21 protein-coding genes, 1 tRNA gene and 2 pseudogenes are annotated in these 19792 nt (G+C 74.3%); 11 read left to right on the top strand and 13 right to left on the bottom strand.

Translation table 11 applies throughout. The annotated features are described in order from the left end of the window. Positions 1–395, top strand: a pseudogene (locus tag FRAQA3DRAFT_RS25395) (hypothetical protein); the annotation flags it as partial. 11 nt (positions 396–406) lie between these two features. Here the strand turns inward: FRAQA3DRAFT_RS25395 and FRAQA3DRAFT_RS25390 are convergent. From FRAQA3DRAFT_RS25390 to FRAQA3DRAFT_RS25375, 4 genes are all read right to left on the bottom strand, one after another. Continuing rightward, a complete protein-coding gene (locus FRAQA3DRAFT_RS25390; RefSeq protein WP_009741911.1) occupies positions 407–931 on the bottom strand; it encodes a hypothetical protein in 525 nt (174 codons plus the stop codon). Continuing rightward, entirely contained in the window at positions 913–1185 is a 273-nt protein-coding gene (locus tag FRAQA3DRAFT_RS37695) for a hypothetical protein (RefSeq protein WP_232291764.1), read from the bottom strand. The genes FRAQA3DRAFT_RS25390 and FRAQA3DRAFT_RS37695 overlap by 19 nt, the downstream gene beginning before the upstream one ends. A 138-nt stretch (positions 1186–1323) precedes the next feature. Then, positions 1324–2304: a zinc-binding dehydrogenase gene (locus tag FRAQA3DRAFT_RS25380; RefSeq protein ID WP_009741910.1), complete on the bottom strand. Its 981-nt coding sequence runs from the start codon at positions 2302–2304 to the stop codon at positions 1324–1326. A 130-nt stretch (positions 2305–2434) separates the two neighbouring features. Beyond that, positions 2435–2950: an NUDIX hydrolase gene (locus tag FRAQA3DRAFT_RS25375; protein ID WP_009741909.1), complete on the bottom strand. Its 516-nt coding sequence runs from the start codon at positions 2948–2950 to the stop codon at positions 2435–2437. Between the two features lie 237 nt (positions 2951–3187). On the opposite strand from FRAQA3DRAFT_RS25375, the gene FRAQA3DRAFT_RS25370 reads away from it, so the two are divergent. The 3 genes from FRAQA3DRAFT_RS25370 to FRAQA3DRAFT_RS25360 all read left to right on the top strand — a co-directional run bounded on the left by FRAQA3DRAFT_RS25370 (position 3188) and on the right by FRAQA3DRAFT_RS25360 (position 5568). Next, the gene (locus tag FRAQA3DRAFT_RS25370; RefSeq protein ID WP_009741908.1) at positions 3188–3595 is read left to right on the top strand and encodes a molybdopterin-binding protein; all 408 of its coding nucleotides are present in this window, start codon (positions 3188–3190) and stop codon (positions 3593–3595) included. Between the two features lie 121 nt (positions 3596–3716). After that, positions 3717–4769, top strand: a complete 1053-nt coding sequence (locus FRAQA3DRAFT_RS25365; RefSeq protein ID WP_009741907.1) for an ABC transporter permease — start codon at positions 3717–3719, stop codon at positions 4767–4769. A gap of 52 nt (positions 4770–4821) precedes the next feature. Further along, on the top strand, positions 4822–5568 hold the full coding sequence (locus tag FRAQA3DRAFT_RS25360; protein WP_009741906.1) for an ABC transporter ATP-binding protein: 747 nt from the start codon (positions 4822–4824) through the stop codon (positions 5566–5568). Between the two features lie 24 nt (positions 5569–5592). On the opposite strand, the gene FRAQA3DRAFT_RS25355 is transcribed toward FRAQA3DRAFT_RS25360, so the two are convergent. Together FRAQA3DRAFT_RS25355 and FRAQA3DRAFT_RS25350 are read right to left on the bottom strand one after the other, a co-directional pair. Continuing rightward, on the bottom strand, positions 5593–6387 hold the full coding sequence (locus FRAQA3DRAFT_RS25355; protein WP_009741905.1) for a DUF1918 domain-containing protein: 795 nt from the start codon (positions 6385–6387) through the stop codon (positions 5593–5595). Positions 6388–6579: 192 nt separating this feature from the next. Continuing rightward, a complete protein-coding gene (locus FRAQA3DRAFT_RS25350) occupies positions 6580–8004 on the bottom strand; it encodes a phosphoribosyltransferase (protein WP_009741904.1) in 1425 nt (474 codons plus the stop codon). A gap of 1146 nt (positions 8005–9150) precedes the next feature. Between FRAQA3DRAFT_RS25350 and FRAQA3DRAFT_RS25345 the strand changes: the two genes are divergently transcribed. The 4 genes and pseudogenes from FRAQA3DRAFT_RS25345 to FRAQA3DRAFT_RS25330 all read left to right on the top strand — a co-directional run bounded on the left by FRAQA3DRAFT_RS25345 (position 9151) and on the right by FRAQA3DRAFT_RS25330 (position 11652). After that, a complete protein-coding gene (locus tag FRAQA3DRAFT_RS25345) occupies positions 9151–9873 on the top strand; it encodes a hypothetical protein (RefSeq protein WP_009741902.1) in 723 nt (240 codons plus the stop codon). A 94-nt stretch (positions 9874–9967) separates the two neighbouring features. Continuing rightward, a tRNA-Ala gene (locus tag FRAQA3DRAFT_RS25340) sits at positions 9968–10041 on the top strand. Between the two features lie 391 nt (positions 10042–10432). Continuing rightward, positions 10433–11245 (top strand): annotated as a pseudogene (locus FRAQA3DRAFT_RS25335) (ferritin-like domain-containing protein). Positions 11246–11391: 146 nt separating this feature from the next. Next, the gene (locus tag FRAQA3DRAFT_RS25330) at positions 11392–11652 is read left to right on the top strand and encodes an acyl carrier protein (RefSeq protein WP_009741901.1); all 261 of its coding nucleotides are present in this window, start codon (positions 11392–11394) and stop codon (positions 11650–11652) included. Positions 11653–11756: 104 nt separating this feature from the next. Here FRAQA3DRAFT_RS25330 and FRAQA3DRAFT_RS25325 read toward each other — a convergent pair whose 3' ends face one another. Then, positions 11757–12305 carry a YbaK/EbsC family protein gene (locus tag FRAQA3DRAFT_RS25325; protein ID WP_009741900.1) on the bottom strand — a complete coding sequence of 183 codons (549 nt, stop codon included), beginning with the start codon at positions 12303–12305 and terminating at the stop codon, positions 11757–11759. A 317-nt stretch (positions 12306–12622) separates the two neighbouring features. Between FRAQA3DRAFT_RS25325 and FRAQA3DRAFT_RS25320 the strand changes: the two genes are divergently transcribed. Further along, positions 12623–14182, top strand: a complete 1560-nt coding sequence (locus tag FRAQA3DRAFT_RS25320; RefSeq protein WP_198287213.1) for an MFS transporter — start codon at positions 12623–12625, stop codon at positions 14180–14182. On the opposite strand, the gene FRAQA3DRAFT_RS25315 is transcribed toward FRAQA3DRAFT_RS25320, so the two are convergent. Beyond that, the gene (locus FRAQA3DRAFT_RS25315; protein WP_009741898.1) at positions 14164–14907 is read right to left on the bottom strand and encodes a response regulator transcription factor; all 744 of its coding nucleotides are present in this window, start codon (positions 14905–14907) and stop codon (positions 14164–14166) included. The genes FRAQA3DRAFT_RS25320 and FRAQA3DRAFT_RS25315 overlap by 19 nt on opposite strands. Then, positions 14894–15106: an ATP-binding protein gene (locus tag FRAQA3DRAFT_RS33660; RefSeq protein ID WP_369809377.1), complete on the bottom strand. Its 213-nt coding sequence runs from the start codon at positions 15104–15106 to the stop codon at positions 14894–14896. Before FRAQA3DRAFT_RS33660 ends, FRAQA3DRAFT_RS25315 begins: the two co-directional genes overlap by 14 nt. A 30-nt stretch (positions 15107–15136) precedes the next feature. On the opposite strand from FRAQA3DRAFT_RS33660, the gene FRAQA3DRAFT_RS36335 reads away from it, so the two are divergent. Continuing rightward, positions 15137–15274, top strand: a complete 138-nt coding sequence (locus FRAQA3DRAFT_RS36335) for a hypothetical protein (protein WP_198287235.1) — start codon at positions 15137–15139, stop codon at positions 15272–15274. Positions 15275–15312: 38 nt separating this feature from the next. Here FRAQA3DRAFT_RS36335 and FRAQA3DRAFT_RS33655 read toward each other — a convergent pair whose 3' ends face one another. Genes FRAQA3DRAFT_RS33655 through FRAQA3DRAFT_RS37690 form a run of 3 tightly spaced genes read right to left on the bottom strand, consistent with a single transcriptional unit; the run spans position 15313 to position 16453 of the window. Continuing rightward, on the bottom strand, positions 15313–15435 hold the full coding sequence (locus FRAQA3DRAFT_RS33655; protein WP_232291763.1) for a WD40 repeat domain-containing protein: 123 nt from the start codon (positions 15433–15435) through the stop codon (positions 15313–15315). Continuing rightward, complete coding sequence (locus tag FRAQA3DRAFT_RS38970) at positions 15396–15920, bottom strand: hypothetical protein (protein ID WP_369809481.1); 525 nt, start codon at positions 15918–15920, stop codon at positions 15396–15398. The genes FRAQA3DRAFT_RS33655 and FRAQA3DRAFT_RS38970 overlap by 40 nt, the downstream gene beginning before the upstream one ends. After that, entirely contained in the window at positions 15815–16453 is a 639-nt protein-coding gene (locus FRAQA3DRAFT_RS37690; RefSeq protein WP_232291762.1) for a serine/threonine-protein kinase, read from the bottom strand. The genes FRAQA3DRAFT_RS38970 and FRAQA3DRAFT_RS37690 overlap by 106 nt, the downstream gene beginning before the upstream one ends. Positions 16454–16691: 238 nt before the next feature. Between FRAQA3DRAFT_RS37690 and FRAQA3DRAFT_RS25300 the strand changes: the two genes are divergently transcribed. Then, positions 16692–17393 (top strand): cyclase family protein, encoded by a 702-nt coding sequence (locus tag FRAQA3DRAFT_RS25300; protein ID WP_009741897.1) that lies wholly within the window; start codon positions 16692–16694, stop codon positions 17391–17393. 115 nt (positions 17394–17508) lie between these two features. Here the strand turns inward: FRAQA3DRAFT_RS25300 and FRAQA3DRAFT_RS38965 are convergent, their stop codons facing one another. Next, positions 17509–19155, bottom strand: coding sequence for a hypothetical protein (locus FRAQA3DRAFT_RS38965; protein WP_369809479.1), 1647 nt, complete (start codon positions 19153–19155; stop codon positions 17509–17511). Positions 19156–19792 lie beyond the last annotated feature (637 nt).

Genomic DNA, 19792 nt, shown 5'->3' with positions numbered 1-19792 from the left:
CCGAACGGCGCGGCGCGCAGCCCCGCCCGGCCCAGGTCGCCCCGCCGGCCGGGCGGATCGGCAGCACCACGCCCGGCACGACCGGCGCCGGCCGCATCGCGGCGGCGCCCGTGGCCGCGGCGGCGGGGCTGGCGGCCCCGCCCGTCGGCGTGGCGGCCCCGCCCGCCGGCGGCACGCCCGCGGCTGCCCAGCAGCAGGCGCCGCCAGCCCAGGCCCAGCAAGCACCACCCCAGGCCCAGCAAGCACCAGCACCACCCCAGGCCCAGAGCCAGAGCCTGGCACAGACGCAGCCTCCGGCCGCGGGGACCGCCGACACCGCGGCCGGCACGTCGACCGCCCCCAAGACCGGTCTCACCCCGGTTCAGGTGGGCATCGTCCCGCTCACCCCCCGCTGACGGCACCGCCGTCAGCCGGCCGGCGGGGGGCGGCCGGCCTCGGCGCCGGGTCCCGCCGGGCGGCGCACGGCGCCGGCCGGCCAGATGATCTGCACGGGCCGGCGCCGCAGCCGGGCGTAGTCGACGACGTCGGCCGTACCCCCGTAGCCGCGGGCCGGCAGGCCGTCCCAGACCGCGATGATCCGGTCGGAGGCATCGACGAGAGCCCGGCTCGCGGCCATCAGGCTGGCCAGGTCGGGGGCCGGGCGGTCCTGCCGGCGGACCTCGGCGGAGCAGCGCAGCAGCCGGTCGAAGTCCCGGCGATGCGCGGCGGGTTGGAAGTCGCGGTACCCGTCCGAGGGGATCACGGAGATCAGCCGGCCACCGAGTGCCAGGACCACGTCGGCGAAGACGGTGTCCGCGCCCTCGGCGAGGCAGGTGATCCCGGCGAAGCCCGTGTCGGCGAGGGGCGTGAGCAGCCGGCGCGCCTGCGCGGCCACGTAGCGGGCCTGATCCCCGGTGAGACCCCGATGGCCCGTCACGCCGACGATGACCACGCCGTCACCCCACCCTGCGACGGACGTGTGAGCAGGCCCGCGAACCGGGCCGCGGCGGGTGCGATCGGCATCGGAGGGCCACCCGGCGAATGTAGTGTCGCGGCCTTACCCCGCCGGTGCGCTTGCGCGGGAAGCCCGCGGGTGCGGGCACGCTCCCAGACCAGCGGGTCGAACGGGGACAGCAGGGCACGAGCGGCGGGCAGCCGGAAGTAGTCGGCGCGCTCGCGGCCGAACGCGGCAATCCCCCGCCACATGCCCTCACCGGCCAGTGCCGCCCGCGCCCGCCAGCGGAACAACGGTTCCCAGGTGACCGGGACGAGCGAGGCCTCGTGCGCCAGTACTCGTAGGCGTACCGCTCGACCTGGACGAGCCGGTCGAACATCTCCTGAGGCTCAGGGGAGCAGGACGACCTTGCCAGTGGTCGCGCGGCTCTCCAGGGCCGCGTGCGCGGCCGCGGCCGCGGCCAGCGGGAAGGTCTGCACCGCTGGCACCAGGGTGCCGGCGGCCGCGGCGGCGAGCGCGGCCTCCTCCAACGCCGCCAGTCCCCCGGGCCGGCGGAACATCCGCGGCCCGAGGACGGAGGCGACCAGCAGCCCGCGTTCCGTCACGTCCTCGGTGGTGATGACGGTGGGCGACCCGGCCGACCAGCCGAACGTGTAGTAGCGGCCGACCGGCCCGGTCAGTTCCAGGGCGGCGCGGCCGGCGGCGCCGCCCACCCCGTCCAGCGTCACGGTCACGGGGCGGCCGTCGAGGGCGGCGCGGACGGCGTCCGGCCAGTCGGGAAGGGTGTAGTCGACGGCGATGTCAGCACCGAGGCGGCGCGCCGCGGCGACCTTCGCGGCGCCCCCGGCGACGGCGACGACGACCGCCCCGACGCCGCGGGCCGCCTGGACGAGCAGGCTGCCGATGCCGCCGGCCGCGGCGGTGATCAGCACGACGTCCTGCCCGGTCAGCTCGGCGACGTCGAGGATGCCGATCGCGGTGCGACCGGTGCCGATCATCGCCACGGCGGCGGGCGCGTCGAGGCCAGCCGGGATGGGATGGACGTTGTCGATCTCACGGACGGCGAGCTGGGCGTAGCCCTGGCCGGTCAGGCCTAGATGGGCGACGACCCGCCGGCCGAGCCATTCCTCGTCGACGCCCGCCCCGACGGCGTCGATCGTGCCGGCGACCTCCCGGCCGGGGATGGTCGGCAGCTCGGGGCGCTGGAACAGTCCGCCGGTCCAGCCCTGCCGCAGGGTGGTGTCGATCAGGTGGACGCCGGCCGCGGCCACCGCGACGCGCACCTGGCCGGCCGCCGGCACCGGGTCGTCGACCTCCTCGTAGCGGAGGTTGCTCGCCGGGCCGAACTCGTGCAGCCGGACTGCGTACATGATCTGTCCTCCAGGTCGCGGTCTTGGTCCGGGTGGCCGGGGGCCGCGCGACGCCCATGCCGGTCCGGCGCCAGCCCGTGGCCGAAGGCTAAAACCTGAAGTCGGATTGAGGTCAACAGCGCCTCGGCGGTCAGCGGCCGCTCGCCCCGTACCAGGCCGGCCGGGCGTGCAGCAGCCACTCGGGGATGAGCTGGCGCAGGGTGGCGGGGCGTAGCTGCAGGTCGGGGAGGCTCGCGAGGGATACCGAGACGATGTCCAGGTCGTCGAGCCGGCTACCGAACTCCGCGGCCCGGGACCGGTCTGCCGCGAAGACGACGTCAAGCACGCCGACCCGCTCGTCCCGCTCGGTCGCGGATCCCTCGATACAGCCGGCGAACGCCAGATGATCGGGCTCGATACCCGCCTGCTCGTCGAGCAGGCGGCGCAACGCCCCCTGCACCGTCTCCCCGGCGTCGACCTGGCCACCGGGCAGGTGGAACCACGTCTGGCCGCGTTCGTTGGCGAGCAGGATCCGGTCGCCCTCGACGAGCAGCGCGCGGACGTTGATCCGCACCGGCGCCGCGGCCGGCTCCGTGGGATCGAGGGCCGGGCCGCTGGCGGTGCTGGCGGTGCTGGCGGGGGCGGACGGGCGAGCGGACGGCGTCACGGGCGCTCCAGGGACGGCAGTCGGCGGACGGGCAACATCCGCATGGTGCCCCGTCGGGGCGGATGCTTGGGCGCCAACCGGCCATCCCGCCGGCGACGGGCCGGCGGAGGCCACGATCGGGCCGATCCCGCCCCACCGGACAAGCTCCGCGCAGGCGGACGATACACCGCCGAAATCACCGCAAAATCGGGTTAACTACTCCGAACTTGCCGAACCTGCGGGGTTATCATCACAAGCATGCCGAGATTCCGGATCAGTGAGGCGGCAACGCTGCTCGGTGTCAGCGACGACACCATCCGCCGATGGGCGGACAGCGGCCGACTGCCTACCGTGCTGGACGACGCCGGTCGCAGGGCGATCGAGGGTGCCAACCTGGCCGAGTTCGCCAAGGATATGGCAGGAGACCAGACAAGCGCGGCGACCCCCGTCGTCGCCGAGTCGGCCCGCAACCGCTTCCCCGGGATCATCACCCGGGTCACGCGGGACACGGTGATGGCCCAGGTCGAGATCCAGGCCGGGCCGCACCGGCTGGTCTCCCTGATGAGCCGGGAGGCCGCCGACGAACTCGGCCTCGAACCCGGCGTCCTCGCCGTCGGCGCGGTGAAGTCGACCAACGTCGTCATCGAGATGCCCGACCGCCGCTGACCGGCCCGCGGTCCGGGTCCCGGGGATCACCCACTCCGCAGCGGATCACCCTCGCCACAGCGGATCACCCGGTCCGCAACCATCACCCGTGTCACCCCAGTGAGAGGGATCCGCGCCGGCGATGACGAGCCCAGGTGGTACCCCGCTCCCGTGGACCGCCCCGGCGCAGCGGGCCGTGACCGGTTCCCGGCTGTCCTTCCGCTCGCGGAACCGATCGGGGCGCGGCCCCGCGGACGCACCGGACGGCCACGACACCCTGCCGGCTCGCGGCCCGGCCCGACGACCCCGCATCCGGCCGTCGGGCCGCACGGCCCGCCGGGAGACCCGCCGCCGGGCGCCGTGGGCGCTGTGGGTGCCGGGCGTGATCGCGGCGTTGTTCCTGCTCCTGCCGCTCGTCGGCCTGCTCGTCCGGGCTCCCTGGTCCGGGCTGCCCGATCTGATCACCGAGCACGACGTCCGCGAGGCACTGTTCCTCTCGTTAGAGACCGCCACCGCGGCGACGGCGCTGTCGCTGGTGTTCGGCATTCCGCTCGCCTGGCTGCTCGCCCGGACCAGGTTCCCGGGGCGGTCCCTGCTGCGTGCGCTGGTCACGCTGCCGCTGGTGCTGCCGCCCGTCGTCGGTGGCGTGGCGCTGCTGCTGGCGCTGGGCCGGCGCGGCATCGTCGGGCAGCACCTGGACGCCTGGTTCGGGATCACCCTGCCCTTCACCACCGCCGGGGTGGTGGTCGCGCAGACCTTCGTGGCGATGCCCTTCCTCATCGTCTCGGTGGAGGGCGCGCTGAACAGCGCCGATCGCCGCTTCGAGGACGCCGCCGCCACCCTCGGGGCAGGCCCCTGGACGACGTTTCGCCGGGTGACCGTCCCGCTGGTCGCGCCCGCCGTCGCCGCCGGTGCCGCGCTGTGCTGGGCCCGCGCGCTCGGCGAGTTCGGTGCGACGATCACCTTCGCCGGTAACTTCCCCGGCAGCACCACGACGATGCCGCTGGCCGTCTACCTGGCCCTGGAGACGGACTCGGATGCCGCCATCGCGCTGTCCCTCGTCCTGCTGGCCGTCTGCGTCGCGGTGCTGGCAGCGCTGCGCGCGCGCTGGTTCCCGGGCGTCCGGCGGCTGCTGCGGGGTCGGGCGTCCCGCGAGACCCCGCTCACCGTCGGCCCCGAGGAAGGCACCCGTTGACCGCCGGAGTTCCCCGGACACCGAACGCCGCCGCCCCCGAGGGAGGCCGCCCATGACCGCCGGCATACCCAGGACCGCGCACACCGGGCTGCCGGAGACGGGGATGGGGATGGGGATGGAGCCGGAGTCGGGGACGGCGGCGGGCGGCCTCGACGCCCGGGTGACGGTGCGCCGCGGCCAGTTCGTCCTGGCCGTCGACCTCCACGTCGCCCAGGGGGAGACGGTCGCCGTCCTCGGCCGCAGCGGCGCCGGCAAGAGCACCCTGCTGCGCACGCTGGCCGGGCTGCTCCCGCTCGACGAGGGGCGGATCACGCTGGCCGGGCAGGTCCTCGACGACCCCGCTCAACGCCGTTTCGTCCCGTCCGAGCGCCGTCCCGTCGGCGTCGTGTTCCAGGACTACCTGCTGTTCCCGCACCTGCGCGCCCGCGACAACGTGGCGTTCGGCCTACGGGCCCGCCTCGGCCAGGGCCGCCGGCACGCCCGCGACCGGGCGGACTCATGGCTGGAGCGGTTCGGGATCGGCGAGCTCGGCGACCGCCGGCCCGGTGCGCTGTCCGGCGGCCAGGGCCAGCGGGTGGCGTTGGCCCGCGCGCTGGCCACGGAGCCCCGCCTGCTGCTGCTCGACGAGCCGCTCGCCGCGCTGGACAGCACCACCCGGGGGGAGGTCCGCACGTTCCTGCGCACGGTCCTGCCGACGCTGTCCGCCCCCGTGCTCATCGTCACGCACGACCCGACCGACGCCGAGGTCCTCGCCGACCGCACGATCGCCCTCGAGGCCGGCCGGGTGGCCCAGGCCTGACCTGCGGCGGTGCCGGCCCCGCCGTCAGTGCGCGCGGCCCGCGGCCGCCCTCCCGCCGCCGCGGCGGACCTCCGCGTCCGGGCCGGGGTACACGAAGCTGACGTGCCCGGTGTCGGACCAACGCACGGCGAACGGCGGGTCGCCCGCATCCGTCCGCACCTCGCAGATCTCCCCGAGCCGGTCCGGCGTCCTGGGGATGTGGCTGTGGACCACCAGGGTGTCGCCGGGGTGGGCGTGCAGCGGGGTGCGCCGGCGGGCGGGCGCGGCGAAACCGGCCATGCGGACCGCCATCGCCGTAACCCCGGCCGCGGTGGCGGTGGCCGTCATGGCCGTGACCCGTCCCGTCACGACGGGCGCTGCCGCCTCTCGGTGCGGGGCGAACGTCTCATCGCGCAGCGGATGCACCAGGTCGGCGATCTCCCGCTCGCTGCGGATCAGCAGATCGTCGATGGAGACCATGCCGACGATGCGCCGACCGTCGAGGACGGGCAGCCGTCGGATCGCGTGGTCACGGAAGATCTCGTAGGCCCGTTCGACGCCCATGCCGGCGGGCACGGTGATCACCTCGGTGGTCATCAGCGCGTCGATCCGGCCGTCCGGCCCGATCCCCCGTGCCACCCCCCGCAGGACGATGTCACGGTCGGTCACGATGCCGACCAGCCGATCGCCGACCTGCCGATCGCCGACCTGCCGATCGCCGTCGACGACGAGCAGTGCGCCGACCCCCGTTCGCCCCATCTCCCGAGCCGCCTCGCTGATCGTGGTGGATCTCGCCACGGTCACCGGCGGCCCGCTGACTACCGAACCGATGTAGGCCATTCCTGCCCCCTCCGCCCGTCGCCCCGCCCCGGGTGGGCCATGCGCTCCACCGACGTCGTTCCCCTCGTTTCGAGGAGCACGCACCCGATAACGCAGAGCGCCGGATCCGGGCGGGAATTCAGCCTCCGGGCGGGCTGGTCGGGCGCTGTGCGCATGGCCCAGCAGCGTCAGGCGGTCGACGAACAAGGTCGGTCAGGCCCGGTGCGCATGGCCCAGCAGCGTCAGGTGGTCGACGAACCAGTCCCGGGCGAGCGCGGCCACCCGTTCCAGCGCGCCCGGCTCGCCGAACAGGTGGGTCGCGCCCGGCACGATCTCCAGCCGGCTCTCGCAGCCGGTGAGCCGCTCTTGCGCGCGCCGGTTCAGCTCGAGGACCTGCTCATCGAGCCCGCCGACGACGAGCAGGGTCGGCGCCCGCACCGCCGGCAGCACCTCCCAGGCCAGGTCCGGCCGCCCGCCTCGGGAGACGACGGCGGTGACGTCGGCGATGTCGGGGGCGGCTTCCGAGGCGGCCTCGGCGGCTGCCGCCAGCGCCGCCGCGGCGCCCGTGCTCGCGCCGAAGTAGCCCAGCGGTAGGGCAGCGGTCGCGGGCACCTCCCGCAGCCAGGCGGTCGCGGCCAGCAGCCGCCGGGCGAGCAGCCCGATGTCGAACACGTTCCCGACGTCGCGCTCCTCGTCCGGGGTGAGCAGATCGAACAGCAGCGTGGCGAGCCCGGCGGACGCCAGAGTGTCGGCGACGAACCGGTTGCGCGGGCTGCTGCGGCTGCTGCCACTGCCGTGCGCGAAGACGACCACCCCGCCCGGCTGCGGGGGCACACTCAGCCACCCGGCGAGCCGGACCCGATCCGCGGGAATCGCCACCTCCACGACCCGGCCGGCCCCGGGGCCCCCGCCGTCGCGTGCAGCACTCCCCGCGCGCGCTCCCCCCGCGCGGGCAGCCTCCACCTCGTCCGCATCACCTGTCCCGGTTGCGCCCTCCACCCGGCGGGCGGCAGCCCGGCGCAGCAGGTCGGTGACCTCCTCGTCCGGTGTCTGATCGAAGTCGGCGTAGAACTCGCCGATGCCGAAGAAGCTCGCCGGCGCCTGGACGCAGATCACCTCGTCGGCCTGCTGGCGCAGCCGGTCGATGCGGTCGCGGGCGGCGACGGGCGCGGCCAGCACGACCCGGTCCGCGCCCTGGGCCCGGACGGCCTGGCAGGCGGCCAGCGCCGTCGAGCCGGTCGCGATCCCGTCGTCGACGATGATCACCGTGCGGCCAGCGAGGGGGATCCGCGGCCGGCCGTCCCGGAAGCGGTGGGCGCGCCGCTCCAGCTCCACCGCCTCCCGCGCCTCGACCTCGGCGAACCCTTCTGGACCGACATGGGCCAGCCGCAGGGTCTCCTCGTTGACGACCCGCACCCCGCCCTCCGCGATCGCGCCCATGGCGAGCTCGGGCTGGAACGGCACACCGATCTTGCGGACGAGGATCACGTCCAGCGGCGCACCCAGTGCTCGCGCCACCTCGAACCCGACCGGGACCCCGCCGCGGGGCAGCCCCACGACGACGACGTCCTGGCCGCGCAGGTGCGCCAACCGCGCGCCGAGCTGCCTGCCTGCGTCCACACGAGTGTCGAAGATCACGGCTGTCTCACCGTCCTCCCCGTTCGGACTGGACGTCTGCGCCGTCGTGATTCCCGGGAAGGCCAGGACCGATCCACCTCTGGGCTACACAACACCGCCCGCTACCGCCCGATCGAGCCCCACCAGATCCGATGCCCACGGGGCAGCACCGCCAACCCGGTACTCCCGGTCGGGCCATTCGGTCGACAGGCGCGGATCCCGCCGGACGCAGTGGCCGCAGGGCAGGCGCCAAACGCCGGTCGCCTTGCCAGGCTGGCATGGGGGAGCCGCCCCGCCGAGGCCGGCCGCGCGATCGGTCGGCCCGATCCACCGCGGCCACCGGCCCGGCCCGGTCCGCCGGGCACCCGGCCGCGCCGCACCCCCGACCGCCCGGCCGGCCGCCGGGTCACCCGCCCGACGGCACCCGTCGGAACTGCGCGGACGGCCGGGCGCCCGCGACGCTGCCCACCACCCGGCCGCTCACCGCCGGGGCGACGGGATACCCCACGGGAGCTGTTACGGGAGAGCCGACGGGAGATGCCCCGAACGCCCCACGGGCCATCCCGCCCGACCGCGTCCACGCCGCCCCGGGCAGGCCCGCCGGGCGTCCGCGGACCGGCACCCGTCTCGGCCCCCATGCATAATGGAGAGGTGACGCTCCGCTTGCAGCACGGCGCCGCCCCTCACCGGGCGTGGCGAGTGGTCTGTCGTCCCGGGGGCTGTCCGTGTTGTCCCAGCCCTCGCGCCCACTGAGGTTCGCCGCCAGCGTGACGAGCCGGTCGCCCCGATAGTTTCGGGGCTGGCCCGGGTGCGAGGGGCCTCGGAGTTCGGTGCATCGAACCTGGGCGCGAGACCATCCTGACCGGCGGGCCAGCCCCCGCTGATCGTCCGTCGTCCCGGTCACCGGCCCGAAACGAGCCGGCAGTTTCCTCGGATCGCCACCTCCGCTGGACGTGGCGCGATGCACCGCTCCGTCATCTCCCGCTGATCGCGGGCATCCGGCGCTCGCCGATGCCCCCGAGGGTTCCGCGACGTACCGCTGTCGGCGCCGGCATCCGGCCGCGGTGGCGTGCCGCGTGCGATGCCGGCCAGGTCCGGCGGTCAGATCGCCGAGCCTCCGGCGGGAGTTCCCCGACATGCGTATCGACCAGGAAGGCAGCATCCGCCGTGTCCTTCAAGGCGTGGATGGCCCGTCTGCGGGACGAGGGATACCTCGTCTGCCCGGGCAACTCCGCGGTGCCGGTTGAGATACGAGGCGTCCGCCCGGACGGTGTCGGCCTGCACTTCCGCTGCCGGGGCACGTCCGTCCGGCTCGCCGTGTACCGGCCCGGTCGGGCAGCGTGGCAGGTAGCCGTCCGGGATGAGGGATGGTGCCCCGAGGAGGCACTGCAACTGTGGGTCCACCGCCCCCTGGACGGCCCGCCGCCGCCCGCCGAGGCACGGCTGGCCTTCCCCGGGGACGGCGGGCCGGACCAGGAACTCGTCGTCGACGGCGCCCGAGCGTGGGGCTGGTCGCGCCACGAGGCGGGCCTGCTGCGGCCGACCGCCGCCGCCTACCTGTTCGACCATCTCCTCGCGACCCTCACCGGTTCCGGGGCGCAGGAGGCCCTCGGCATCCGCGGGCATGGCGGCTGGACCGGCCCGGACCGCCCGGTCGGCGCCGGCGTCGCGCCCGCCCGCACGGGCTCCCCGACGCGCCGCACAGGGGCCCCGGTCCGGACCGGCGCCGCCGTCACCGCAAGCGCCGCGGAGCACCCCGGCCGCCGCGCGGACCTCGCCGAGGTGGCCCTCCCCACCGCCCGCTCCGAGGCGCACAGCGAGACCCGATCCGAGACTCGCTCCGAGGCCCGCTCCGAGGCCCGCAGCGACCGCGCCGTCCGGATCGGCTGACCACCGTGCGGGCCCGCGGATGGATGACGACGCACTCCGAACGGGGGTGGTCGTCGCATGGCCCCCGCCGTCCTGTAAGCTTCAGTTACTTCCAGGGGGTGTAGCTCAGCCTGGTAGAGCGCCTCCCTCGCACGGAGGAGGCCAGGGGTTCGAGTCCCCTCACCTCCACAGGCGTCGTCATGTTCGAAATTTGACCTTGACGCTTCTTGGCACCGCAAGAACCAGCGCCGTTCGGGTACAGCCCGAGCGGCGTTTCTCTTTGCCCATCGTGGGCCCTGGAGGAGCGCGGGTGCCATAGTCGGCGGGCCGGTCGCGGCGCTCGGCGGCGGCGGTGGCGAACAGGACCGTCAGGTCCTCGGCGGCGGGCTGGCGCGGGTCGTCCAGCCGATGCCCGTCGCTCGCCGCAGACGAGTTGCCTTGTCGAACGGCCGGCCGCACGAGTGCGGTAATAGCTGATCGCGATGGGCCGATTGGGATCTGAGCAGTGGGTTGTCGCGGCCGGACGGAGAATAATAGTAGGACCGGAAGGCATGGCAGGAAGCTCGGAGGGAGCTCACAAATGCCGACCGCCGCCCCCGAAGAAGCCCACGGTTTCGAGATTTTCCAACATTACGAGCGCCTTCAGTGGAAGGTTTCGGAGCTCGGGTTGGAGAACGTCCGGCGCGATCTGGTCGACCCGGCCTACATTTCCCTCGTCAAGGGTGTCGTCATGGGCGAGGCGACCTCGTTGCCCGGGCTGCACGGATTCCTCAGCGAGTTCGACGACGACTACGACTGCTCGGCCTTCGTGGCCGTCTGGGCCTACCAGGAGCTCCAGCACCACTACGCCTTCCGGGCCTGACTGAAGGCGGTCGACGTGCACATCGACCAGGCCAGGATCGAGGCGTTGCGCGAGCCGTACGAGCGTGGCATCACGCCAAGCGCCACCCTGGCCACGAACGTGATCTCCGAGATCATCGTCAACACCGCGTACCGGGCTCTCGCCGCCTGGGTGCGTGAGCCCGTCCTGTCCGACCTGTTCCTGCGGGCGAGCCGCGACGAGGCCGGCCACGCCCGCGAATTCCTGTTCTATCTGAAGCGGCGGCTGAACACGCACCCGCACGAGCTCACCTCGGTCCTGGAGCGAATCCACTTCTACGCGACGAGCTCGCGGCTCAACCACCCGGTCGGGGTCTACAAGCATCAGCTCGTCGAGGAGATGCGGGGATACGAGACCGTCGATGACGTGATCGACGTCTATCTGCGGTTCTCGCCGCCGGACGAGCAGGACCGGCTCCAGGCCAAACTGCGCCGCGCGCTCGGGAGCGCGGTCGGCCGGGACCTGACCCGAAACTCCGACATCCGGCAGGCCCTCGCCGACTCCATGGCCTGACGGCGCAGGCATCGCCCGCCCGCCATCACCACGGCGCCGGCCGGCGTGGCCGGCGCTCGCCCGTCGCTTCGACCGCATCGACCGCATCGACCGCATCGACCGCATCGACCGCATCGACCGCAGATCGAACGATCCGAGGAGTCCCGATGTCGTCATCCCACGCCGAGATCGTCAGCACGGTGACCGAGATCGTCGCCGGCGCGCTCCGCCTGCCCGCCGAGTCCCTCGCCGTGGACCTCAACCTGCGGACGGTCGAGGGCACGGACTCGGTGAAGGTCCTGCTCGCAATCGCCCGAATCGAGCGCGAGTACGGAATCGAGATCGAGGATGAGGACGTCTTCACCCTGACCACCATCAACGACGTCGTCCGCATCGTGCAGGCGCAGCTGGCAGAGACGACGGTTTGACGCCGAGCTCGCCAACCGGCCGCGTCCACCGCCCAGTCACCGGACTTCCTTGCCTCTCCAGAGGGTTCGGTGTCCGATTCGTCCCTCTGGAGAGGCAAGGGGGGTCAGGTGCCGAGGTCGTCGAGGACCTCGGCGGTGGGGAGGGCGGCGAGCGCCGCTCCCGGCAGCCACAGCTTGGACCGGCGCAGGCCGGAGCCGACGACGACGCGGGGATGCTCGGCGACCGCACGGTCGATCAGCAGCGGCCAGTCGGCGGGCAGCCCGACCGGGGTGATGCCGCCGTACTCCATTCCGGTTCGGGCGACGGCCGTGTCCATCGGCGCGAACGACACCTTGCGGGCGGCGAGCCGGCGCCGGACCAGCCCGTTCACGTCCGCCCGGGTCGTCGCGAGGACCACGCACGCCGCGAGCGTCGTCTCGGCCCCGCGCCTGGCCGCGACGATCACGCAGTTCGCCGAGTCGCCCGGGGCGACCCCGTACCGCTCGCAGAACGCGGCCGTGTCGGCCAGCTCGGGGTCGATCTCCGCGACCTCGACCTTCTCGACGGGCGGCGCGGACCCCGCGTCCGACCAGGACGACAGGGCCGCCGCGGTCGCCGCCGCGAGCAGGTCCGGTCGGCGTAGGGCCGGCACCGGCTGGAGAACGTCGGTCACAGGAGCGAGATTACGGCGCCGCCGCGGTCCGCAATCCGTTGACTCATTCCCGTAGTGGCGCGCTCGCGCGGCTACGCGACGCAACCCTTCGGTGGACGGTCACATCTCAGGGGCGGGATGCGACAGGAGGGGCGACGGCCGAACCCGGCCGTCCCGACGCGGCCCGCGGCGATCACCCGCCGGGCCGCGGGACGCCTCCGCTGGAAGGACCTCCCCCTTTGGACACGATCACCGGCGGGTCGCGAGCCGCCACCGGCCGCACCGCGTCAAACGGCCCCGGCTTCCCCGGCACCGCCGCGGCGGCCTCCACCCCGACGATCGGCTCCGGGCCGCTGCTGGCGACCCGCCGCGGACAGGGGCTGCTCGCCCTGCTCTGCGCGGTCGCCTTCCTGGACTTCGTCGACGCGTCGATCGTGAACGTGGCCCTCCCCGACATCCGCCGCGACCTGGACTTCTCCGCCCAGGGCCTGCAGTGGGTGCCCAGCGGCTACCTGCTCACCTACGGCGGGTTCATGATGCTGGGCGGCCGGGTCGCCGACCTGCTCGGCCGGCGCCGGGTCCTGCTCGCCGGGACGGTGCTCATCGGGCTGTCATCGCTCGTCGGCGGGCTGGCCGGTGATGCGGGCGTGCTGGTCGCCGCCCGTCTGGCGCAGGGCCTCGGCGCCGCGCTCATGCTCCCCGCCGCGCTGTCGATCCTCACGACCACCTTCCGGGAGGGTTCCGACCGGCACCGGGCGCTGGGCGTCTGGGGCGGCGTCGGCGGGCTCGCCTCGGCGGTCGGGGTGTTCCTCGGCGGAGTGCTCGCCGAGGGGCCGGGCTGGCGCTGGGTGTTCTTCGTCAACCCGATCGCGGCGGCGCTCGTCATCCCGGCCGTCATCAAGCTGATCCCCGGCGACCGTCGGCGCGCGCGGCTGGCCGATTTCGACGCGGTCGGCGGCGTCCTGGTCACCGGCGGGATGCTGCTGCTCGTGTTCGCCCTGGTGGAGGCGCCGGACCGGGGGTGGGGATCGGGTCGCACGATCGGCGAGATCGCCGGGGCGGGCGTGCTGCTGACCGCCTTCCTGATCAACGAGCGGATGGTCCGCCGGCCGTTGCTGCCTCTGTCGATCTTCCGGCTCCGGGGACTCGGCGCCGCCGACGTCACCGGGCTGACCGCCTTCGCCGGGCTGATCGCGATGTTCTTCTTCCTCACCCTCTACCTGCAGAACGTCCTCGGCTACTCCCCGATCCGGACCGGGGCGGCCTACCTGCCTCTGTGCGCCGGCGTCGGCATCGCCGCCGGCATCTGCTCGCAGCTGCTCGCGCGGGTGGGCACCCGGCCCGTGATCGTCGTCGGGGCCCTGCTGGCGGCCGGCGGCCTGTACTACCTGTCGCGCATCCCGGTCGACGGCTCCTACCTGACCGACCTCCTGCCCGGCCTGATGATCGTGTCGTTCGGGCTCGGCTCGGTGTTCGTCGGGGTCACGACGGCGGCCAACGCCGGGGTCCCGGCCGATCAGGCCGGGCTCGCCGCCGCGCTGCTGAACTCCTCCCAGCAGGTCGGCGCCGCACTGGGGCTGGCGATCTTCTCCGCGATCGCGACCGCCCGCACGGACCATCTGCTCGCCGAGCACGCCACCCCACCGGCCGCGCTGACCGCGGGTTTCCAGCGGGCGCTGCTCACCGGCTGCATCTTCCTGCTGGCCGCCGCGGTCATCGGGCTGCGCACCGCGAACGCGCACGGCGAGCCGCCCCAGGCCCGCCCGGAGGGCGGATCCACAGGCTCCAACCAGGAGGTGGCGGGTAAGGAGGTGGCGGGCCAGGAGGTGGCGGGCCAGGAAGCGGCGGGCCAGAAGGCCGCGGGTCGAAAGGCGGCGGGTCAGGAAGCGTCGTCGTAGCCCTCCCGGACGGCGAACCGGGCCAATTCCACCCGGTTGCGGAGCTGGAGCTTGCCCAGCACGTTGTGCACGTGGTTCTGCACGGTGCGGTGGGAGACACCGAGGCGCTGCGCCGCGTCCCGGGCCGACAGGCCCTTCGCGACCAGACGCAGCACCTCGATCTCCCGCGGCGTGAGCCGGGGGGTCGACGGCGTCGCGGCATCGCGGGCCGCCCGCGACATCTCCCCGAGGACGAGCGCGGCGAGTCCCGCGCTGAAGACGGCGGCTGCGGCGGCCGTGCGGCGCACGGCGTCGACGAGCTCCTCGGGCCGCGCCGACGTGACGACGTAGCCCGACGCCCCGGCCCGAACCGCAGCCAGGACGTCGGCCTGCTCGCCGGAGGCCGAGACGACAAGCACCGCGCCGGTGAACCCGTCGGCGACCGCCGCCGGGCCGAGCAGGGCCCGGATCACCTCGACGCCCGAGCCGTCCGGGAGCGTCAGATCGAGTACGACAAGGCCGGGTCGGGTTGCCGCGACCACCCGCAGAGCCTGCGCCACCGAGCCGGCCGTGCCGACCACCACGAATCCCGCCTGGTCCAGGTCCCGGCTCAGGGCCTCCCGCCACAGCGGGTGGTCGTCGACGACCACCACCCGGGCCGGGGCGGGCCCCTGCGCCGCCGAGCCGTCCACGGCCGGTCCACCGCCAGCGCGGTGGCCGGCCCGCGGCCTGTCAGCGTGGGACACGCAGCTCGACCTCCGTCCCCGCCCCGGGTCGGCTCGTCACGATCACCGTGCCGCCCAGCTCCCGGATGCGCCCGCGTACCGAGACGGCGAGCCCCAGCCGCCCCTCGGCGGCGGCCCGCTCCATCCGCCCGGCCGCCATCCCCACCCCGTCATCGCGGACGGTCACGACCACGATGTCGCCGTCGTCCTCCACGAGCACCCACGCCGATGGCTCGGCCTGCTCTACGTCGTGACCTCGGCGTTCACCCTCGCCAAGTGCGTGCGCGACCAACAGGAGGCGGCCAGCGTCGTCAGCCGCGTGGACCAGGTCCGACTGGAACGGCTCATGGCGGAATACGACCCGCTGAAATCGCCGGTCGGCCGCTGAGTCGACGCCGGCCCCCTTCGCACCCGCACCGCGCGGCCTCACCACACGTCCCACAGGCGGACCGTCTTGTCAGACGACGCCGTGGCGAGGTACCGCCCGTCCGGCGAGAACTCCAGCGATTTCACCTGCTCGGCGTAGGAGCCAGGACCCAACGTCCCCACGGCGACCGGATGAGCGGGATCGGTGGCGTCCCACAGCCGGGTTTCGGTTCGAGGGACGGTTCGCCCGACGACTCGGCAGACCCCTCGACGGGCGACCCCTCGACGGGCGACGGCTCGACGGGCGACGGCTCGACGGGCGACGGTTCGAGGAGCCGGCGCAGGTCGTCATCGAGATGCAGGGGGAGACCGCAGCGTCTCGCCCAGCCCTCGCCGTGAACCTCGCGCGCGGCCGTGGCGAGCTCAAGGGCGAAGGCGTGCGCGTCAGGCTGCCGGTCGTCCGACCGCTTCGCCAGGGCCCGCAGGACGACACCGGCGAGCGAGGGTGGGACGCCGGGCGGCGACGGGGGCGCTACGGTCAGGTGATCTCGCCAGAGCAGGCTCACCGGCTGCCGGGGGTTGAACGGCGCCGTGCCGGACAGCAGCTGGTGGAGCAGGACGCCCAAGGCGTACAGAGCCGTGCCGGGGCCGAGGCGGCGCCCCTCGATCTGTTCCGGCGCCATGTACATCGGCGTGCCGGCCAGCCGGCTGGCCGTGGCGGCCGGCTGGCCGTGGCGGCCGACCCGTCGAAGAGCTTCACGATGCCGAAGTCGGTGACCTTCACCGTCCCGTCCACGGCGAACAGGATGTTGTCGGCCTTGATGTCGCGATGCAGCACCCCGCGGCCATGGGCGTGGCCGAGCTCGGCGGCGACGGCCAGCCCGACCGCGCAGCTCTCGATGGAGCCGAGCCCACGGCTGCGGCGGGCGAGGGTGCCGCAGCCGAGAAGCTCCATCACCACGAGACACAGGCCATCCGCCTCGACGTGGTCGTATGCCCGCACCACGTGTGGATGGTCAAGCCCCGCCAGCAGCCGCGCCTCGACGCCGAAGTCCACCGACACGCTCTCGGTGCCCTCGGCGGTCATCACCTTGATCGCCACAGGCCGGTCCAACCCTCGGTGCCGGCCGGCGAGGACCAGCCCGAACGAGCCCGAACCGAGCTCGGCGCCCAGCTCGTACGCCGGCAGTGCCGCAGCCACCCTCGCCCGATCGACGATCAATGCGGTGCTCCGGGCGGAGCGGACGGCCCGACCGTCCCCGACATCCCGATCATGGTGCGAGCAGCGTCCCACATCGACGACGAAGCGTCACCAATCCGACGGGAACGCGACACCTCGTCCTGCCCACCGGGGATGGAGGACCCGTCCGGGGGATCGGCAGGCATGGTGGTGGGACGGCTCGCCGCGCGCGGGCGCCCCGCCGCCACCGGAGGTCACCATGCCGACCGTCCCCGTCGAACGCGGTGCGCAGGGCGGCGAACTGGTCGACCTGTCAGTGCCGATCGTCAGCGGCATGCCGGTCTACCCGGGGGATCCCGAGGTCGCGGTGACGCCGGCGCTGCGCGCGCCCGAGGACGGGGTCAACGTGCAGCGCCTGCACCTGGGTTCGCAGTCGGGCACACACGTCGACGCGCCCTGGCACATCGACGACGCGCTGCCCCGGCTCGACGAGCTGCCGCTGGACCGCTTCGCCGGACCGGCGGTGCTGGTCGACGCCCGCGGGCAGGCAGCGCAGGGGGCGATCGGGCCCGCCGTGCTCCCGACGGGGCTGCGCCCGGGCGACGTCATCCTCATCGTGACCGGCTGGTCGGATCGCTGGGGACACCCGGACTACCTGCGCCACCCCTACCTGGCGCCCGAGACGGCCAGAACGATCGTCGACGCCGGGGTGCGGACCGTCGGCATCGACGCGCTGAGCGTGGACCGCACCCCCGGGCCTGGCCAGGAGTTCAGCCTCGCGGCGCACCGGGTGCTGTGCGGCGCCGGGGCCGTGATCGCCGAGAACCTCACCGGCCTGGAGAGGCTGCTGCGTGCCCGGGCGCAGGGGCGGACGGTCGAGGTCTTCCTGTTCCCCCTCCCGCTCGCCGCGGCCGACGGCGCCCCGGTCCGCGCGGTGGCCCGGCTGGGCCCCCGGTCCTGAGCGGACGCAGCGCCTCAGCGGACGCAGCGCCTCAGCGGACCAGCGCCTCGACCGCACACGGCCGGCTCGGCCGCGAGTGCAGGGCAGCGACAGCTCGGCGCCGGCGGTGCTCCGCTCAGCTCCCCACGGCGTGCCGGCGCAGCAGCGGGTCCAGCTCGGCGGGGGCCTCGCCGGCCGAGGCGCCGGCCACGGGCTGGCGGGGCGCCGGGCCGGCCGCGGACCCGCCGGCCGACGCGGCCTCGGGGGGCGCGATCAGGCCACCGTGGGTGCCCGGCGGGTTGATCTGGACGCGGCCGGGACGCGAGGTGGTCGGCCGCCGGGGGGGACGGACCGTCGGGCGGGCGGTCACCCACGCGGCGGATGCCGCCGCGACCTCGTCGGCGTCCATCTCGACCTCGTCGTACTCGACCCCCTCGTAGCCGGCGGGCACCCCGGGGCCGGTGGGCGGGGCATAGCCGCCCAGGACCTTCGCGTGGCCGCCACTCGCCGGGTGGCCCGGGGCGGCGTCGTCCCACGCGGCTGGGGGGGCGTAGCCGCCAGCGGCCTGCTCGCCGACCTCGGCCGGACCCTCGGGATAGGCTCCGCCGCCCGCCCAGCGGGTCGGAGCGGACAGCTCGTCCTGCCCGGCGTCGTCACGATGCGGGGGCTGACCGGTCACCAGACTGCCGAGGTCGATCGTCTCCGCTCGGGCGTGCGCGAGCTCCTCCGGGGTGAGCTCCTCCGCCGGCTGGGCAGGCACGTGCCGCTCGCCCGTGCTCGAGCCGGAGTTCCGCTCGTGGTAGGCGAAGGAGGAGCCGACCGGGCGGCGGCGGCTGCGGGCGATCCGCTCGGCCTCGATCCGACGCTCGATCGAGACCCGGGTGATCGCGAGCCGGCGCTCGATCTGGGCGGCGCGCCGCAGGTGGATGATGTAGCCGGCGAGCCCGAGATCGGTCAGCAGTTGCACGGCGATCCACATCCCGCCGAACACGGCGGCCAGCACGATGGTCACCGGGAACAGGGCCACCAGCAGGATCAACCGCTGCCGGCGCGCCCGCATCAGGACCGCTCGCTCGGCGGCCACCCGGTGGAGGGCGACGGTGCGGCGGGAGTCGACCCGCGGCTCGCCCGAAGTGCCAGGCCTACCCGAAGTGCCAGGCCTACCCGAAGTGCCAGGCCTACCCGAAGTGCCAGGCCCGCCCGGAGTGCCAGGCCAGCCCAGGGTTGCAGGCCTGCCCGCAGTTCCAGGCCCGCCAGGCGTCCCAGGCCCGCCAGGCGTCCCAGGCCCGCCAGGCGTCCCAGGCCCGGCCTGCGCTCCCGGGCCGAGCTGTGACGCTGGGCGAAGCTGTGACGCTGGGCGAAGCTGTGACGCTGGGCGAAGCTGTGACGCTGGGCCGAGCAGCCGCCCGACCGAGCCGGCCGACGCGGCGCCGTCGGAGTCCACGTGGGCGTCGGGTGCGCCCGGGCTCGCGGCTACCCGGGCCGCGTAGGAGTCCCGCGCCGCGCCGGGCGGCGCGTCGCTCCAGCCGCCGGGCTCGCCCTCCGCGGCCGGCGGGCCCGCAGGCGCAGACTCCACGTGAGCGATGGGATCGCGCGGACCGGAGGACTCCGCGTGCGACATACCCGTTCCTCTCACCCCACCGAGACGCTCATGATCACTCTCGAATCGATCGGGGTCGGCCTCGTCGTGGCCCGGTGGGCGGCGGGAGAGCACCCGCATCGCCGCCGTGAACCGCTCGGTGGAACGCGGCTCCGACGCCGAGTCGTGGCGGCGCAGCCACATGGGGATCAGCACAAATCCCCACACCGCGACAATCGCCGCCCAGATCAGGGCGCTCATCGGAGCGCCGCCGTCCGACCGGTGTGGATCCCGCGATGAACCGGCGGCGGGACCGGCACGATCCCCACGCCGGACGCCGGGCACGCACCGTCCGCGCAGGGCGCGGCAAGCGCGGCGAGCGCGGAGGTGCTGACCATGAGGAGCCTCTTCTCGCCACCAGCGGATTGCGATTTCGAGGTTGACGCTAGTGAGCGAAATCCACGTGGTCACCGACCCGAACCCCGCGTGTCGCATCCGCAATCGGATGGGTGATGGTCGTCCAGCCGTCGTCTAACCGACTCCGAGCACCCCGTGTGGGCTCGGCGTGACATACGGAAGCACTAGCGGATAGCACGAGCCTCCAGCGGGTAGCTGCGAATGAGCTCGGGCGTGAGTGTCGGAACAACGCGCCGTGACGACAACGGGCGGGCGTCCGGATACCGACACCCGCCACAGGGCGGAGTGGAACTCGTCACCCCACCCCCGATATAACCCGGAAGCGGGCCCCCGGTCCCCCCCGGGCCACGGTGGATCCGGGGCGGGGATCAGGTGGCGGGGATCAGGGAGCGGTGATCAGGGGGCACGGATCGGGGGGCACGGA

The organism is Frankia sp. QA3 (genome assembly GCF_000262465.1).
GTDB lineage: Bacteria > Actinomycetota > Actinomycetes > Frankiales > Frankiaceae > Frankia.
This window is presented reverse-complemented; position numbering and strand designations above follow the sequence as displayed.

Excerpts from the sequence above, each read along its gene's own strand:
- FRAQA3DRAFT_RS25330 (WP_009741901.1), top strand. The coding sequence starts at position 11,392 with ATGTCGTCATCCCACGCCGAGATCGTCAGCACGGTGACCGAGATCGTC.
- FRAQA3DRAFT_RS37695 (WP_232291764.1), bottom strand. The coding sequence starts at position 1,185 with ATGTGGCGGGGGATTGCCGCGTTCGGCCGCGAGCGCGCCGACTACTTC.
- FRAQA3DRAFT_RS25355 (WP_009741905.1), bottom strand. The coding sequence starts at position 6,387 with ATGGCCTACATCGGTTCGGTAGTCAGCGGGCCGCCGGTGACCGTGGCG.
- FRAQA3DRAFT_RS25365 (WP_009741907.1), top strand. The coding sequence starts at position 3,717 with ATGACGAGCCCAGGTGGTACCCCGCTCCCGTGGACCGCCCCGGCGCAG.
- FRAQA3DRAFT_RS25380 (WP_009741910.1), bottom strand. The coding sequence starts at position 2,304 with ATGTACGCAGTCCGGCTGCACGAGTTCGGCCCGGCGAGCAACCTCCGC.
- FRAQA3DRAFT_RS38965 (WP_369809479.1), bottom strand. The coding sequence starts at position 19,155 with ATGTGGCTGCGCCGCCACGACTCGGCGTCGGAGCCGCGTTCCACCGAG.
- FRAQA3DRAFT_RS25300 (WP_009741897.1), top strand. The coding sequence starts at position 16,692 with ATGCCGACCGTCCCCGTCGAACGCGGTGCGCAGGGCGGCGAACTGGTC.
- FRAQA3DRAFT_RS25360 (WP_009741906.1), top strand. The coding sequence starts at position 4,822 with ATGACCGCCGGCATACCCAGGACCGCGCACACCGGGCTGCCGGAGACG.
- FRAQA3DRAFT_RS25370 (WP_009741908.1), top strand. The coding sequence starts at position 3,188 with ATGCCGAGATTCCGGATCAGTGAGGCGGCAACGCTGCTCGGTGTCAGC.